Source organism: Streptococcus suis (assembly GCA_022354845.1).
GTDB lineage: Bacteria > Bacillota > Bacilli > Lactobacillales > Streptococcaceae > Streptococcus > Streptococcus suis_AA.
On sequence record CP031970.1, the window covers coordinates 788260 to 805264 of the forward strand.

The following is a 17005-nucleotide window of genomic DNA, read 5'->3' on the forward strand; positions in this document are numbered from 1 at the left end:
ATGAGGTATTTAACAGCAGGCGAGTCGCATGGCCCACGTTTAACAGCCATCATTGAGGGAGTTCCAGCAGGTCTTCCTTTAACAGCTGAAGATATTAATAAAGACTTGAAACGCCGTCAAGGTGGTTATGGTCGAGGAAGTCGTATGCAAATTGAAACGGACCGTGTGGAAATTACTGCTGGAGTTCGTCATGGTAAAACAACAGGTGCACCAATCACTCTTAATGTAACAAACAAAGATCATCAGAAGTGGTTGGATATTATGGCTGTTGAGGATATTGAAGAGAAACTCAAAAGCAAGCGTCGCATCAAACACCCACGTCCAGGACATGCCGATTTGGTCGGTGGGATGAAATACCGTTTTAGTGATTTACGAAACTCTTTAGAGCGTTCAAGTGCCCGTGAAACCACAATGAGAGTGGCAGTTGGGGCTGTGGCAAAACGTATTTTGGAAGAACTTGATATTGAGATTGCAAATCATGTTGTTGTTTTTGGTGGGAAAGAAATTGATGTACCAGATGGATTAACTATTGCTCAGATTCGTGACCGCGCGGCCGCATCAGAAGTTTCCATTGTCAATCAAGAGCGTGAAGAGGAAATCAAGGCTTACATTGACCAAGTGAAACGTGATGGTGATACGATTGGTGGAGTCGTTGAAACAATCGTTGGCGGTGTTCCAGCTGGTTTGGGTTCCTATGTACAATGGGACCGGAAACTAGATGCGAAACTAGCACAGGCTGTTGTGTCAATTAATGCCTTTAAAGGTGCCGAATTTGGTCTTGGTTTTAAAACTGGCTATCTCCAAGGTAGTCAAGTAATGGACGAAATACTTTGGACAGAAGAGGATGGCTATACACGACGGACAAACCATTTGGGTGGTTTTGAAGGTGGTATGACAAACGGTCAACCATTAATTATCAGAGGGGTGATGAAACCAATTCCAACCCTTTACAAACCGCTTATGTCAGTCGATATTGATACTCACGAGCCTTATAAAGCTACTGTAGAGCGCTCGGATCCAACAGCTCTACCTGCTGCGGGTGTTGTGATGGAATCTGTTGTTGCAACGGTTATTGCAAATGAAATGTTGGAAAAATTCTCTTCAGATAATTTAGAGGAATTAAAAGCTGCGGTTGCTAGTCACCGTGACTATGTTAAGAATTTCTAGGTGATAAGATGACTAAGACAGTATATATTGCCGGTCTCGGTCTAATCGGTGGCTCTCTAGCACTCGGTATACGAAAATACCATCCAGATTACACCATACTTGGTTATAATCGAGGAGAAAAATCTCGTCATATAGCTTTACAAAGAAATATGGTAGATGAGGTGACTGATGATTTCTCACTATTTGCGGGTCGTGCAGATGTTATCATTTTATGCGTGCCAATTCAGCAAACCATTGAGTTTATCAAACAGTTAGGTCAAATCGATTTAAAACCAAACGTATTGGTGACAGATGCTGGTTCCACCAAAACAGAGATTATTCAAGCTGCGGAGGCTTATCTCTCAGAAAAAAGAATTAACTTTATCGGAAGTCATCCAATGGCTGGTAGTCATAAATCTGGTGCGGAAGCTGGAGATATTTTATTATTTGAAAATGCATATTACATTATGACACCTTGTTCATTGACCCAGGCAGACGCAGTTCCTAGACTAACTGACCTCCTTTCGGGAACTGGTGCGCGATTCGTACAGATTGATGCCCGGGAACATGATTTTGTAACGAGTCAAATATCGCATTTTCCCCATGTGCTAGCTTCAAGCCTGATGAATCAGGCGGGTGATTATGCCTTAGAACACCCCTTTACAAATAACTTTGCAGCAGGTGGATTTCGAGATATGACTCGAATTGCAGAGAGTGAACCAGGTATGTGGACGAGTATCTTGATGACAAATGCAGAGCCAATTATTGAACGTATAGAAGATTTTAAAGATCGGCTAACTTATATTAGTCAACTTTTAATAGAAAAACGACAGGATGATATTTGGGACTTTTTTGCTAGAGGTGGTCAAACACGTAAAGAGATGGAAATCCATAAGCGTGGTGGTATTGATTCATTTTTCGATATATTTATCAATGTGCCTGACGAAGAGGACTCTGTTCTAAAAGTTTTAGAGGTCCTGAGAGGAATCTCTATCGTAAATATTCGTATTAACGAAGAAAACCGTGAAGACACATATGGTATCTTACAGATCACATTTAAAAATAAGGAACATTTAGATGAAGCTGCAAAGCGTTTAACTGCGCAGACTTCTTATCAAATATACTTAAATTAGGAGGTTGTTTATGACCACAAATATCTATGATATTGCCAATCAATTGGAGCGCGCTATTCGCAATCTACCGGAATATAAGGCAGTAGAAGCAGTGAAAGTATCTGTTGAAGCGAATGCAGAAGCTAAAAGTACCCTAGATGCCTATATTTCTTTCCAAAAAGATATTCAGGAAAAATTGCAAGCAGGTGAAATTCCAACTGAAGCTGACCAAAAGAAAATGGTTGATTTCAATAAAAAGGTTCAAGCCAATCCATTGTTGACAGAGTATTTTACGAAGCAACAACAATTAGGAACCTATGTGGCAGATTTGGAACGGATTATCTTTAAACCATTAAATGAATTGCTTCAATAAACGGCTCAAGTAGTCGTTTATTTTTTGAATTTCATCAATTGTATGAATTTTATTGAAAAATCTGAAAATTTACGCAATTATCTATTGACAAATGATTTTAAAACAGTTATCATAGTTACAAATCAAAAAATGAAAGGAAAACAGATATGCCACGTATGTGTCGAAAACAAACAGTTACTCGTACATATTTCTACAGCTATTTTAGATAGTGTTTGTAGGCATGGAAGACATGGATGCAAACACGGGAACGTAAAGTTTGTATCTATGTGGCTGTAGTCATTTTGACATGTGCCTCATAGATGAATACATCTAAATGGCGCGAGTTGTTCAGTCTGTTTTTATTATACAGTTGAAGCATTGGGGTCGTTTAGAATGTCATCTTCTAGACGGTCCCTTTCTTTTTGGCTTAACTACTTATACATTTAAAGGAGATTGAAGTGTTTAGATTTAAAAAAATTATTCTTAGCTCGGTTGTAGCACTATCAGCGCTAACATTGGCAGCATGTAGTTCTAATAGTGAAGATTCTGGATCAGTTCGGGTTGGTATTATCCAATATGCAGAACATGAGGCATTAACGTCAGCTCGTGAAGGATTTATAGAAGCATTGGAAGATGCGGGATACAAGGAAGGCGAGAATCTGACAATTGATTTACAAAATTCCCAAGGAGATCAAGCCAATTTACAAACAATGGTAGGACAGCTTGCAGGGAAAAATGATTTGAACTTTGCAATTGCAACACCTGCTGCCCAAGCATTGTTAAATGCGGATGGTGAGACACCAAGTGTGTTTACAGCTGTAACGGATCCAGTTGAAGCAGGACTGGTTGAAAGTTTGGATGCACCCGGCGGTTCTATGACAGGATCTACTGATGCAACAGATGTAGAAGGGCAAATTGACATGTTACTCAAAGTGGTTCCTTCAGCTAAAACGGTTGGTATCTTCTACAATTCAAGTGAAGTTAATTCTGAGGTGCAAGCTGACCAAGCTAAACAAGCCCTTGAAGCGAAAGGAGTCAAAGTAGAGGTAGCAACTGTTACTTCAACAAATGACGTTCAACAAACAATGACCTCTTTGGCAGCTAAGGTCGATGCTATCTATCTCCCGACAGATAATACAGTTGCTTCAACTGCTTCAACGATTGGTGAAATTTTACAAGAAGCAAAAGTTCCAGCAATGGGAAGTGATGCCGCAGTTATTGATGCTACTCTATTTACTTATGGAGTTGACTATCATGCAATTGGTGTACAGGCTGGTGAACTAGCTGTGAAAATCTTGAAAGGTGATAAGCCAGCTGACTTGCCAGTTGAAAAACCAAATACAGCTGCTGTTACTGTGAATGAAGAAATGGCGACAGCTCTCGGTTTTGATGCTGAAACTATTAAAGCATTGGAAAAATAAAAGTTGGAAAGATAGGAGTATCATATGATGAAAACTAAATTCATGAAAAAAATAGCTGCGATTTCCCTGGTTAGTGTAGGAATTTTGACGCTTGCAGCTTGCTCTTCCGCAAGTTCAGACAAATCTTCTTCTGAAACAGTTAAAGTTGGGATTCTACAATATATGGAACATGAATCCTTGACTGCAGCGCGTGAAGGATTTGTAGCAGAGTTAGAGGCGAACGGCTACAAAGAAGGAGAAAAATTAGTCTTAGATTATCAGAATGCACAAGGTGATCAAGCAAACCTACAAACTATATCAGAACAATTAATCGATGGAAATGATATTGTGTTAGCTATTGCAACACCTGCTGCACAAAGTTTGGCAACCGTATCAACTGAAACTCCCATCCTATTCACTGCCGTTACGGATCCATTATCAGCGGATTTGGTAGAGTCTATTGAAAAACCAGGGGGACTCTTGACTGGAACCTCAGACCAAGCTCCAATTGATAAACAAGTTGAATTATTAGGCCAGGCCGTTCCAGATGCGAAAACAGTTGGTATCCTATATACCACTAGCGAGCGGAACTCTGAGGTTCAAGTAGAACAAGCTAAAGAATTGTTTGAAAAAGCAGGCTATAAGGTGGTTGTAAAGGGAATCACTTCAACAAATGAAGTGCAAGATGCCACTAAAAGCTTGATGAAGGATGTAGATGCTATTTTTGTTCCAACTGATAACACTATTGCCTCAACAATGACCATGATTGGTGAATTGTCTGTTGAGCATCAAATACCAGTTATAGGTGGTTCAACAGATATGGTGGATGAAGGTGGTTTACTAACTTATGGTACTAATTATGAGGCTTTAGGACGTCAAACCGCAAAAATGGCAATCAAAATTATTGAGGGTGCGGATGTTTCTGAAACCGCAGTGGAATACCCTGAAACAGTTAGTCTTCATATAAATGAGGACATTGCCAAACAACTCGGAATTGATACTAGCAAACTTTCTATATCTGAGTAAACGGTGCAAGAAGAGAGATTCTTCAATAACCTACAAAGGAGAAAATCGTGGATATTATTTTATCAAGTATTTCGCAAGGCTTGCTTTGGTCAGTCATGGCGATTGGTGTTTACTTGACTTTTCGTATTTTGGATATCGCAGATATGACAGCAGAGGGATCTTATCCCCTTGGAGCCGCTGTTTGTGCAACAGGAATTGTAAATGGTCTAAACCCTTTACTTGCAACTTTCCTTGCAATGATAGCTGGTATGGGAGCTGGATTAATTTCTGGCTTACTCCACACAAAGTTAAAAATTCCTGCTCTCTTGACAGGTATTGTCACCTTGACAGGTCTTTATTCGATTAACTTGAAAATATTAGGTAAGGCCAATGTGGCTTTGCTTAAGCAGGAGACCTTGGTCACTCAATTGCAGGATTTTGGTTTGGCTAAAACGAATGCTGTACTGGTGATTGGTATCATCTTTGTTTTAGCAGTTGTCGGAGTGTTAACGCTTTTACTCAATACACAAATTGGTTTGGCTATTCGTTCAACAGGGGATAATATTCCAATGAGTGAAGCAAATGGCATTAACGTAGACAGAATGAAAATCTATGGCTATATGATATCAAATGGGTTAATTGCTCTCTGTGGTGCCTTGTTGACCCAAAATAATGGTTATGCAGATTTGAACTCTGGTACGGGAACTATCGTTATCGGTTTGGCATCTGTCATTATTGCTGAAGTCATATTACGGAATCTCCGTTTGGGTTGGAGATTACTGTCAATTGTACTGGGTGCAGTCGTATACCGCTTGATTATTCTTGCGATTTTGGAAATACCTGGGATGGATGCGGACCTTGTTAAACTCTTCTCTGCAATTCTATTGGCAACTGTACTTTATGTTCCTGAATTACAGAAAAAACTCAATATTCGTCGTCCCAAATTAAATGGACATGCTTAGGAGGAAATAATGACAACAATTTTATCAATAGAAAATATTCATAAAACCTTCGAAGCAGGGACTGTCAATGAAAATCATGTTCTTCGTGGGTTAAGCATAGATGTGAAAGAAGGAGACTTTATCTCTATTATCGGTGGTAATGGTGCTGGTAAGTCAACATTTATGAACTCACTTGCTGGAGCACTAACGGTTGATTCGGGTGATATTTTACTTGAAGGGAAATCCATCAAGCATGTCTCAGCTGCAAAACGTTCTAAGGACATTAGCCGTGTTTTCCAAGATCCGAAGATGGGAACTGCTTCTCGCCTAACTATTGAAGAAAACATGGCCATTGCTTATCGTCGTGGATTATCACGTGGTCTCGGTTGGGGTGTAAAAGATAGTGAACGTGCTATTTTTAAGGAAGCATTGAAAGAGCTTGGTCTGGGATTGGAAAACCGTATGAAAATTGATACTCAATTTCTTTCAGGTGGCCAACGTCAAGCTTTGACTTTGATGATGGCTTCACTTGTTAAGCCCAAGGTACTCTTGCTAGATGAACATACTGCTGCTCTTGATCCAAAAACCAGTGATATGGTAATGGAATTGACGAAGAAAATCGTTGAAGGACACCAATTAACGGCGTTGATGATTACGCACAATATGGAAAACGCTATTGTATATGGCAATCGATTAGTGATGTTGCATCGTGGTCAAATCGTTGTTGATGTTGAGGGTGAAGAGAAGAAGAATTTAACTGTTAAAGACTTGATGGATCTTTTCTACCAGAATAGTGGCGAAAAATTGACTGATGATGATATGATATTATAAAAAAAAAGGCTACTGAGTTTATTGCTTCAACTCAGTAGCCTTTTGTTATATGTTCTATTGCAAGAACTCTTTCATTTCTTCTAATGGAATGTGATGGATTGCAGCCTGTCCAAGCTGTGGCACGATAACAAGCTTAATAGTTTTTCCTCTTGCTTTCTTATCGTGAGTTAAGGCTGTATATAATTCCTCGCTATTCCAAGGTTGATGTGCAGTTGGTAAACCAAACTTCTCACACATAGCGATAATTTTTTCAGTTATACCTGCTGGCATCAATCCTTTTTTCTCAGAAGCACGTGAGATTTGAACCATTCCGATAGCGACAGCTTCACCGTGCATGACTTGACCATAGCCAGCGGTAGCTTCAATCGCATGACCGATTGTGTGTCCAAAGTTTAGATATAAGCGGACTCCATTGTCCAACTCATCTTCGACTACAACCTTGCGTTTAACTTCGCAGGAGTGGTAGATGATATAGTCGGCATTCTCCAAAATACTTTCTACAGATCCATCTAATCGGTCAAGTGTATCCCAGAGTTCCACATCATCGATCAAGCCATATTTAACGACTTCGCCCATTCCTTCAATCAATTCACGTTTGCCAAGTGTTTTTAGGGTATTAGGGTCAATGAGGACGCCATCAGGTTGGTAGAAGCTACCGACCATATTCTTAGCGAATGGTGTATTCACGCCAGTTTTCCCACCAATTGAAGAATCAACTTGGGCAGTTAGACTCGTTGGAACCTGGAGAAAATGGATACCCCGCATATAAGTTGAAGCAACGTAGCCAGCTAAATCTCCAACCACACCACCACCAAGAGCTAAAATTCCATCACTCCGTGTCATCCCATTTTTTACGAGAAATTCGTAGGCTTGATAAACAGTTTCAAGATTTTTTGATGCTTCACCTTCTGGGAATTCAAATACAATAGTGTCAAAACCAGCTTGTTCTAAACTAGCTTGGACCGTTTGACTATACAGTCTACCAACCAGGTCATCTGTAATGATGGCAATTTTTTGAGGGTTCCAGAGTCCTTTGACCCAGGAACCAACCTGTGACAAGCTACCTCTTTCAATGAGGATGTCATATGGATTGTGGGGAAGGTTAACAGTTAGTTTCATACCCGTTCCTCTCTATTTGATGTCGTATTTCTGTACTAATAGTTGCCAAATCAAATCTGTCGGCATTTCTTTTCCCGTCCAGAGTTCAAAGGCTTCCGCTGCTTGAAAGAGTAGCATACCCAGACCGTTGATGGTGGGATTTCCTTGTGAATTTGCCATTTTCAATAAAGGTGTTTCAAATGGTTGATATATCACATCCGCGACCAATAGTTCCTCTGGAAAACGAATGGTAGCTGGGAGTGGTAGGGAAGTGCCATCCATTCCCACACTGGTTCCATTGATGAGTAAGTCTGAATTGTTTATGTGCTCTGCGAGTAACTGGCTATCATTGTTGGGGAGTACTTGTAGGGAAACTCCAGTAGATTGTGCAATAGTTTGGACTGTTACAACAGTCCTTTCCACACTTTGTGGGCGACAAAAAATGGTGATTTCCTTTGCGCCATCTATTGCAGCTTGGGCGACAATGGCAGTTGAAGCACCACCTCCACCTAAGATTGTCAGCCGTTTGTTTCTTACATGGAATGCTCTAAGAGTTTCCAAACTTTTAAAAAATCCGATGCCGTCTGTATTGTGACCAATAAGCAGGCCGTCTTGATGAAGAACAGTATTAACGGCACCAATCAAGCGAGCAGACTCTGTTAAATCATCTAGGTAGGGTATTACAGCCTGTTTATAAGGCATGGAAAGATTAATTCCAAACATGTTATATCGTTTGATATTTTCAAGTGTGACTGCTAGATCATCTTCTGGAATTTCCCATGCTAGGTAGACTCCATTTACACCCGTTTCCTCAAAAGCAAGATTGTGGATGAAGGGTGAAATGGAATGTTTTATTGGCTTTGCAACTACAGCTGCTAGGCGAGTATATCCATCAATATTCACAAAATGTCTCCAATTCTAATCAATCTTGCGTTGCAATTATAAAATAATTATAGTGTCTGATGAATTTCACGGATGAGTGCTTCGGTTTTTTCCCATCCCAAGCAAGGATCAGTGATGGATTTGCCATAGACTTCGGGGCTATCTTGACGGCCGTCTTCTAAGTAGGATTCAATCATGAAACCACGGACGTATTTACGAATGGATTCGTTCCAATCACGATTAATAAGCGTTTGGCGAACGATGCGAATTTGCTCCAAGTAATTTTTACCAGAATTATCATGGTTAGTATCGATGACAATGAATGGATTTTCAAGACCAAATTGCTCATATTGCTTGATGGTTTTCAAAAGAATGTCATAGTAGTAGTTCGGTTCATAACCACCTTTTTCAGTATTGGCACCGCGAAGAATAGCGTGGGCAAGTGGATTGCCGTCCGTATCAACTTCCGCATCTCGGTAGATAAAATTTTGTTTATTTTGTGCAGCATAGATACCATTGAACATGACAGTCAAATTGCCTGAAGTCGGGTTTTTCATGCCTGTAGGCATATCGATTCCAGAAGCAACGAAACGGTGTTCTTGGTCTTCGACGGAGCGAGCTCCGATGGCATGATAAGATACCAAATCTTCTACCAATGGATAATTTGCGGAATAAAGCATTTCGTCCGCCGTTGTCAAACCTGTCTCAGTAATAACACGGTAATGCAGATGACGTACAGCAGCAATACCATTAATTAAATCAGGTAGTTTAGACGTATCTGGTTGATGCATCAAACCCTTGTATCCCTCGCCATTTGTTCGAGGTTTGGCTGTATAGACACGCATGACGATAAAGATTTTATCTTTAACCTCTTCCTGGAGTTTTGACAAACGGTGTGCATAATCTAAAACAGCATCTTCATTATCAGAAGAGCAAGGTCCGATGACGAGGAGAAGACGTTGATCTTCCCCCCTAATCACTCGTTTTAGTTCTTCATCACGCTGGTTTTTTGCTACTAAAAATTCGCCTTCAAGTTTTGAAAGTTCTTTAATTTGTTCTACATCAATACTAGTACCTTTTCTATGTATTCCCATCATTATTTCCTATCTATTATATATTTCTTGGATTAATTCTTGTGTTTTTTCCCATCCTAAACATGGATCAGTGATTGATTTTCCATAAATGTCTGGATTGTCCTGACGACCGTCCTCAATATAGGATTCAATCATAAATCCACGGACATAGTTGCGGATGGACTCGTTCCAGTCTCGGTTGATCAAGGTTTGGCGTACGATTCGTATTTGTTCTAAATAGTTTTTACCAGAGTTATCATGGTTTGTATCAATCAAAATAAATGGATTTTTTAAGCCGAATTGTTGATAAATCTCAATCGTTTCCAAAAGGTTATCATAGTAGTAGTTCGGCAGGTATTTTCCATTTTCGTTCACTGCTCCGCGGAGAATAACATGGGCAAGTGGGTTACCAGAAGTTTCAACTTCCGTATTATTGAAAAGGAAGGACTGCTTTTTCTGAGCTGCAAAGATTCCATTAAACATAACTTTTAGGTTTCCAGATGTTGGATTTTTCAAGCCAGTTGGAACATCAATACCAGAAGCAACAAAGCGGTGTTGCTGGTTTTCAACAGAGCGAGCACCAATCGCAATATAGGAAACTAGATCATCTACAAGCGGGAGATTTTCAGGATACAGCATTTCGTCAGCGGTCGTTAAACCAGTTTCCGTAATCACACGATAGTGCAGGTTACGAACGGCTTTAATTCCATTAATAAGACTAGGGGCGGCATCTGTATCAGGCTGATGCATGAGTCCCTTGTAGCCATCTCCATTAGTACGTGGCTTGGCAGTATATACACGCATGACCATGAAGATTTTATCCTTGACTTCCTCTTGGAGTTTAGCCAAGCGATGCGCATAATCAAGAACAGCTTCCTCATTATCAGATGAACAAGGACCGATGACCAATAATAGACGATCGTCTTCACCTTTGAGAATTGCTTCGAGCTCACGGTCTCGTGCTTGTTTTTTTGCAAGTGTTTCAGGTGCTAATTTAGAATGTTCTCGAACCTGTTCGATATTAATTTTTTCGCTGATTGGAGTAAACAATAGATCTTCCTCTTTCATTAGTAGATTTTCTAATTATATCATTATTCTGACGATTTTTAAATATAGATTAGTGAATTTACGGTAAATTTACAGCAAATTCAGAATATTTCTTTTCTAGATTATGAAAATCTGAGATACTGACCGATTTTGAATCGATTTCGAAATGAAGATTTAAAACATGTAGTTTGGTAAACGATGTCTAAAACCGATAAAAATAGACTTGATCAGCTACTATTTATACATTTTAACGTTTGTTTTAAATCACGAATAATCGTATTTTTCCTACGAATTGTCAAAAAAATCAGAAAATATTCTGTAAGTATGGTAAAATGGAAATGAAACTATTTTGAGGTAAGGATATGAGATTAAGAAGCAATGTAGGGCAATTAAAGGGGACCATTCGTGTTCCAGGTGATAAATCAATTAGTCACCGTTCGATTATTTTTGGAAGCTTGGCTAAGGGTGTCACAACAGTTCACGATATTCTTCGAGGAGAAGACGTCCTATCGACTATGCAAGTTTTCCGTGATCTTGGGGTTGAAATTGAAGATAAAGGGGACACTGTGGAGATTCATGGTGTTGGTTTTGATGGCTTTCAGGCTCCCAAAAATGATTTGGACATGGGAAATTCGGGAACATCGATTCGCTTGATATCAGGTGTTTTAGCTGGTCAGGACTTCGAGGCAACCATGTTTGGTGATGATTCTCTGTCTAAACGTCCAATGGATCGTGTAACTGCTCCACTCAGTCAAATGGGTGTGGAGATTTCAGGACAAACTGACCGTGATTTGCCACCTTTAACAATAAAAGGTAGTAAGCATTTAAAACCGATTCATTACAAACTTCCTGTAGCTTCAGCTCAAGTTAAGTCAGCTCTGCTATTTGCTGCCTTACAGGCAGATGGGGAATCCGTCATAGTTGAGAAGGAGCTGACACGAAATCATACGGAAGATATGATTGTTCAATTTGGTGGGCAATTGGATGTTCATGGAAAAGAAATTCGCATTCAAGGTGGTCAGGAGTTTACACCGCAAGAAATCACAGTTCCAGGTGACATTTCAAGTGCAGCATTCTGGTTGGTTGCTGGGTTAGTTGTTCCAGGATCAAAGATTACACTAGAAAATGTTGGTATTAACGAGACGCGTACAGGAATTTTAGATGTCATTAAGGCCATGCGCGGGAAAATGACCTTGTCGAATGTTGATGAACTCGCTAAATCTGCCAACATTACAGTTGAATATTCAGACCTACATGCCACAGAAATTGGTGGTGAATTAATTCCACGTTTAATAGATGAACTGCCTATCATTGCCTTATTAGCAACTCAAGTAAATGGTACAACTGTGATTCGGGATGCTGAAGAACTCAAGGTTAAAGAAACAGATCGAATTCAAGTAGTTGCGGATGCTTTGAATAGCATGGGTGCGAATATTGAGCCGACTGAGGATGGTATGATTATTCATGGACCAACATCTTTACATGGTGCTGCAGTCAATACCTTTGGTGATCATCGTATTGGTATGATGACAGCTATCGCTGCATTGTTGGCTAAAAATGGAGAAGTTGAGTTAGAGAGAGCGGAAGCGATCAATACAAGCTACCCTGCTTTCTTTGAACACTTAAATAGTTTGATTGATTAGGAGTAAATATGCCAATCGTATTGCTAGGATTTATGGGGGTTGGGAAAACTACAACTGCCAGTTTGTTAGAACTCCCAGTCTATGATATGGACCAGATCATAGAGGAACGGATTGGTATGTCAATCGCTGATTATTTTAGTCTGAAGGGAGAAATGGCTTTTCGACAGATCGAGACAGAGGTGCTAAAAGAATTATTAACATTACCAGCAGATTGCATTGTTTCAACGGGTGGTGGTGTTGTAAAATCTGAAGTAAACAGGAAGTTATTGCTGGAAAATAAGGATAATAATGTACTTCTTACAGCCTCCTTTGAGGTTGCTTATCAGAGAATTAGCATGGATGACCAATCTCCAAGGCCACTCTTTTTGCAACATAGCAAAGATGAATTTAAAGCCATTTATCAAGAGCGGATGTCACTTTATCAAGGATTGGCAACAACAGTTATTGATACAGATCATGTACGTCCAGAACAAGTAGCAAGGAAAATTCTATGCAAGTAGCCTATTTGGGACCTCGTGGTTCCTTCACCCATCAAGTTGCCCAGGAGGCATTTCCAACTGCTGATTTGAAGGCCTTCGGTACGATTACAGAAGTGATTAAAGCTTATGAAAATGGAAAAGTTACCTATTCCGTCATTCCAGTAGAAAACTCGATTGAAGGAAGTGTTCATGAGACCATAGACTATCTTTTTCATCAGGCAGAAATACATGCAGTTGCAGAAATTGTTCAGCCAATTGCTCAGCAGTTATTGGCAACCGATGCACATAAATCAATTGAAGTGATTTATTCCCATCCTCAAGCTATTGCTCAGGGGAAAAAATACATTCAGGAGCATTTTCCTCAGGCTCGGATTGAAGTTACGGCAAGTACTGCTTACGCGGCTCGATTTGTCGCTGAACATGCGGACCAACCATTCGCTGCCATTGCTCCTCATGCTGCTGCAGATGAGTATGGTTTGGTGGTGATTGGACAAGATATCCAGGAAATTAGTGAAAACTTTACCCGCTTTTGGATCTTGGGAACAGTAGCTCCAGATGTACAGTTGAGAAAGGTGGCACAAAAAGTTAGCTTAGCACTGACCTTGCCAGATAATTTACCGGGTGCCCTCTATAAAGCAATGTCTGTTTTTTCATGGCGCGGGATTAACCTGACAAAAATAGAAAGTCGTCCTTTAAAAACAGCACTGGGAGAGTATTTTTTCATATTAGATATTGATCATCAATCCGATGAATTGCTGGCTTATTCACAAGATGAATTGACTAGTTTAGGAATATCATGTAAAATACTAGGGAATTACCTGGTTTATATGACCAGCTAGGATGAAATGAGACAAATGAATAATAATGATAGTATCCTAACCCATCATGAACAATTAAGGTTAGATTATTTACAAAAAAATATCCACTATTTAAACGAAAAAGAGAGTCGTGAATTAGAGTATTTACTGTATAAAAAAGAGCTTAGAGATCGTCATGCAGCTCCTCAACAACCGAAGCCACGTCATGTAGCATCTGCTTATGAGGATGACTTTGAGAGTGATTACTTTGATGATGATATTGAACAGGAAGCTATCCTACCTCAGTATCCTGAACGTAGATCAAGAAGCAGAAAGCAGCCCCAAAAGCGGATACAACCAGAAAAAACAGCACCTAAAATCAAGTTGAAAAAACAGAAAAAACCTAGAAAACGCGGTCGGTTGAAACGATTTTTCTTTTATTTGATTCTTGCTTTGTTGATTGTCATTGGAGCGATGGGCTATAATTTTTTCAAAGGTATGAACAGCGTTAGCGAGAAACCAGTTGCTGAAGTATTTAATGGTGTAAAGACATCTGATGGAACAAACATCCTGATTTTGGGGACTGATGGGCGCCTTGGTGAAAATTCTGGTGAAACCCGTACCGATACCATAATGGTCTTGAACGTCAATAATAAGGACAATAAGGTTAAACTCGTCAGTTTCATGCGTGATACCTTGGTGGATATTGATGGTTACGAATACAAATTAAATAACGCCTATACCCTAGGTGAGCAAGATAATCAACAGGGTGCTGAACAAGTACGTAAGACCTTAAAGGATAATTTTGACATTGATATTCAATATTATGCAATGGTTGATTTTGCAACATTTGCTACCACAATTGATACACTTTTCCCTGAGGGAGTTACAATAGACGCGCAGTTCTCTACAATTGATGGAGAAGAAGTCAGTTCTGTTGAAGTTCCTAATGACTTAGGACTTGAGGAGAACGCACCTGCCTACCAGAATATTCAAGTAGGCGTGCAACAGATGGACGGAAAAACACTTTTAAACTATGCCCGTTATCGTTACGATGATGAGGGGGACTATGGTCGAACTAGACGTCAGCAGCAGGTGTTGTCAGCCGTCATGTCACAGGCAAAAAATCCAATGAAACTATTTTCTGGTTCTGAGGCAATAGGGAAAGTTGTCGCAATGACGCCTACAACAGTTCCACAAAGTTTTATGTGGTTACAAGGTCCTGGCATTGTTTTAGATGCCGCAAATGGTATTGAACGAATGACCATCCCTGAAAATGGAGATTGGATTGATGATTATGATATGTTTGGTGGTATGGCTTTACGAATTGATTTTGATAAATACCAACAACACTTAGCAGAATTGGGCTTGCGTTAGGAAATATGGTATACTAGAAGTGACTTCGGTCACTTTTTTAGTGCCCAAAATAGAAAGTAGAACTATGTTTAAGAAAAATGATATTGTTGAAGTAGAAATAATTGACCTGACCCATGAGGGACAAGGTGTCGCAAAATTAGACGGATTTGTCTTTTTTGTAGACAATGCTCTACCGGGTGAAAATATTCGGATGAAAATTTTAAAACTGAAGAAAAATATTGGGTTTGGTAAGGTGGAAGAATGGCTGAGCTTTTCGCCAAATCGCAATCAGAGCCTTGATTTGACCTATTTAAGAACAGGTATTGCTGATTTGGGTCATTTGAATTATGCTGCTCAACTTGAATTTAAGAGAAAGCAAGTTGAAACTAGTTTGAGAAAGATTGCAGGTATCTCAAATATTGAGGTGAACGATACAATCGGGATGGATCATCCTGTGGCTTACCGTAACAAGGCAGCTGTGCCTGTTCGTCGTGTCAACGGCCAATTAGAAACAGGTTTTTTCCGAAAAAATTCTCACGATTTAGTGCCAATTGAAGATTTTTATATTCAGCACAAGGAAATTGATGCCTTGATTTTGGCTACTCGTAATCTTATGCGTCAATTGGATTTAAAGCCTTACGATGAAATAGAACAAACTGGTCTGGTCAGAAACATTGTCGTTCGTCGTGGCCATTATTCAGGGCAACTCATGTTGATCATCGTTACAACCAGGCCAAAGATTTTTCGTATTGAAACCTTAATCGAACGCTTGACCAGTCAGTTCCCAAATCTTGTCTCTGTAATTCAGAATATCAATGATCTGAACACCAATGCGATCTTTGGTCAAGATTTCCGCCTCTTGTACGGTAGTGAAACAATAGTTGATACGATGTTGGGCAATGAATTTGAAATTTCAGCCCCTTCTTTCTATCAAGTCAATACTGAAATGGCTGAAAAACTATATCAAACGGCTATTGACTTTGCTGAACTATCGGCAGATGATGTTGTAATTGATGCCTATTCTGGTATCGGGACAATCGGTCTATCTTTTGCAAGACAAGTCCAGCATATTTATGGAGTGGAAATGGTTGAAAAGGCTGTCCTTGATAGCCAGAAAAACGCCGCTAGAAATGGTATTGAGAATGTTACCTACGTCTGTGATAGCGCTGAATCGGCTATGAAAAAATGGGCGACGGCTGGTATTAAACCGACTGTTATCTTTGTTGATCCGCCAAGAAAAGGTTTGACGGATAGTTTTATCCGTGCCAGTGCATCTGTTGAGCCTGAAAAAATTGTCTACATTTCCTGTAATGTAGCCACGATGGCGCGTGATGTAAAGCTCTATGAAGAGTTAGGGTATCGATTAACCAAAGTACAGCCGACGGATTTATTTCCGAATACGCATCATATAGAAGTAGTCGGTTTGTTAGAAAAACGCATTTAGGTTGTCCAGCTTGCGTACCTGTTTTCTGGCAAGCTGCTTCAAAGGTCCACTGGACCTTTGAACTCCCAAATACGCATCATGTGGAGTGCGTTGCTTTGCTCGTAAAAGCCTATAAACCTTTGAACGAAAGGGATAATGAAAAGCCTTGATTGCAAGGCTTTTTGCTTTATAGTGGGGAAGTATCAGAGTGAGTAAATTTTTGGAGTGAGTAGAAGTGATAGCTAGAAATTATCAAAATCTATTTCCATTTACCCTGTGGGTATGTGTTTATTTCCATTGACAAGGAGTTTGTGGGAATAGAAATATACCCACCATCCAAAGTCGTCTAAATGGTTGCTATGGAAATAGTGGTAACAATTGAATATAAACTGTTAGAGATGTTATAATTTTTTTAGAATT

16 protein-coding genes are annotated in these 17005 nt (G+C 39.8%); 12 read left to right on the forward strand and 4 right to left on the reverse strand.

Annotation, left to right across the window (positions count from 1 at the left end; translation table 11 throughout):
• The 7 genes from aroC (at position 1) to D2A30_04225 (ending at position 6787) form a co-directional block, all read left to right on the forward strand.
• A complete protein-coding gene (aroC, locus tag D2A30_04195; GenBank protein ID ULL20855.1) occupies positions 1-1167 on the forward strand; it encodes a chorismate synthase in 1167 nt (388 codons plus the stop codon).
• 8 nt (positions 1168-1175) lie between these two features.
• Entirely contained in the window at positions 1176-2279 is a 1104-nt protein-coding gene (locus D2A30_04200) for a prephenate dehydrogenase (protein ID ULL20856.1), read from the forward strand.
• A gap of 10 nt (positions 2280-2289) precedes the next feature.
• The gene (locus tag D2A30_04205) at positions 2290-2631 is read left to right on the forward strand and encodes a YlbF/YmcA family competence regulator (protein ULL20857.1); all 342 of its coding nucleotides are present in this window, start codon (positions 2290-2292) and stop codon (positions 2629-2631) included.
• A 437-nt stretch (positions 2632-3068) separates the two neighbouring features.
• Entirely contained in the window at positions 3069-4031 is a 963-nt protein-coding gene (locus D2A30_04210; GenBank protein ULL20858.1) for an ABC transporter substrate-binding protein, read from the forward strand.
• A gap of 27 nt (positions 4032-4058) precedes the next feature.
• The gene (locus D2A30_04215; protein ID ULL21984.1) at positions 4059-5036 is read left to right on the forward strand and encodes an ABC transporter substrate-binding protein; all 978 of its coding nucleotides are present in this window, start codon (positions 4059-4061) and stop codon (positions 5034-5036) included.
• Between the two features lie 47 nt (positions 5037-5083).
• Entirely contained in the window at positions 5084-5977 is an 894-nt protein-coding gene (locus D2A30_04220) for an ABC transporter permease (GenBank protein ID ULL20859.1), read from the forward strand.
• 9 nt (positions 5978-5986) lie between these two features.
• Positions 5987-6787 (forward strand): ATP-binding cassette domain-containing protein, encoded by an 801-nt coding sequence (locus tag D2A30_04225; protein ULL20860.1) that lies wholly within the window; start codon positions 5987-5989, stop codon positions 6785-6787.
• A 54-nt stretch (positions 6788-6841) separates the two neighbouring features.
• On the opposite strand, the gene D2A30_04230 is transcribed toward D2A30_04225, so the two are convergent.
• Genes D2A30_04230 through D2A30_04245 form a run of 4 tightly spaced genes read right to left on the reverse strand, consistent with a single transcriptional unit; the run spans position 6842 to position 10908 of the window.
• On the reverse strand, positions 6842-7906 hold the full coding sequence (locus tag D2A30_04230; GenBank protein ID ULL20861.1) for a 3-dehydroquinate synthase: 1065 nt from the start codon (positions 7904-7906) through the stop codon (positions 6842-6844).
• Positions 7907-7918: 12 nt separating this feature from the next.
• Complete coding sequence (locus D2A30_04235) at positions 7919-8788, reverse strand: shikimate dehydrogenase (GenBank protein ULL20862.1); 870 nt, start codon at positions 8786-8788, stop codon at positions 7919-7921.
• A gap of 47 nt (positions 8789-8835) precedes the next feature.
• On the reverse strand, positions 8836-9861 hold the full coding sequence (locus tag D2A30_04240) for a 3-deoxy-7-phosphoheptulonate synthase (GenBank protein ULL20863.1): 1026 nt from the start codon (positions 9859-9861) through the stop codon (positions 8836-8838).
• Positions 9862-9870: 9 nt separating this feature from the next.
• Positions 9871-10908 carry a 3-deoxy-7-phosphoheptulonate synthase gene (locus tag D2A30_04245; GenBank protein ID ULL20864.1) on the reverse strand — a complete coding sequence of 346 codons (1038 nt, stop codon included), beginning with the start codon at positions 10906-10908 and terminating at the stop codon, positions 9871-9873.
• Between the two features lie 341 nt (positions 10909-11249).
• Here D2A30_04245 and aroA point away from each other — a divergent pair, with 341 nt between their 5' ends.
• From aroA to rlmD, 5 genes are all read left to right on the forward strand, one after another.
• Complete coding sequence (aroA, locus tag D2A30_04250) at positions 11250-12530, forward strand: 3-phosphoshikimate 1-carboxyvinyltransferase (protein ULL20865.1); 1281 nt, start codon at positions 11250-11252, stop codon at positions 12528-12530.
• Positions 12531-12538: 8 nt separating this feature from the next.
• Positions 12539-13030 carry a shikimate kinase gene (locus D2A30_04255; protein ID ULL20866.1) on the forward strand — a complete coding sequence of 164 codons (492 nt, stop codon included), beginning with the start codon at positions 12539-12541 and terminating at the stop codon, positions 13028-13030.
• Positions 13021-13848: a prephenate dehydratase gene (locus tag D2A30_04260; protein ULL20867.1), complete on the forward strand. Its 828-nt coding sequence runs from the start codon at positions 13021-13023 to the stop codon at positions 13846-13848. Before D2A30_04255 ends, D2A30_04260 begins: the two co-directional genes overlap by 10 nt.
• A 15-nt stretch (positions 13849-13863) precedes the next feature.
• Complete coding sequence (locus tag D2A30_04265; protein ULL20868.1) at positions 13864-15183, forward strand: LytR family transcriptional regulator; 1320 nt, start codon at positions 13864-13866, stop codon at positions 15181-15183.
• A gap of 64 nt (positions 15184-15247) precedes the next feature.
• Entirely contained in the window at positions 15248-16606 is a 1359-nt protein-coding gene (rlmD, locus tag D2A30_04270) for a 23S rRNA (uracil(1939)-C(5))-methyltransferase RlmD (protein ULL20869.1), read from the forward strand.
• Positions 16607-17005: the final 399 nt, after the last annotated feature.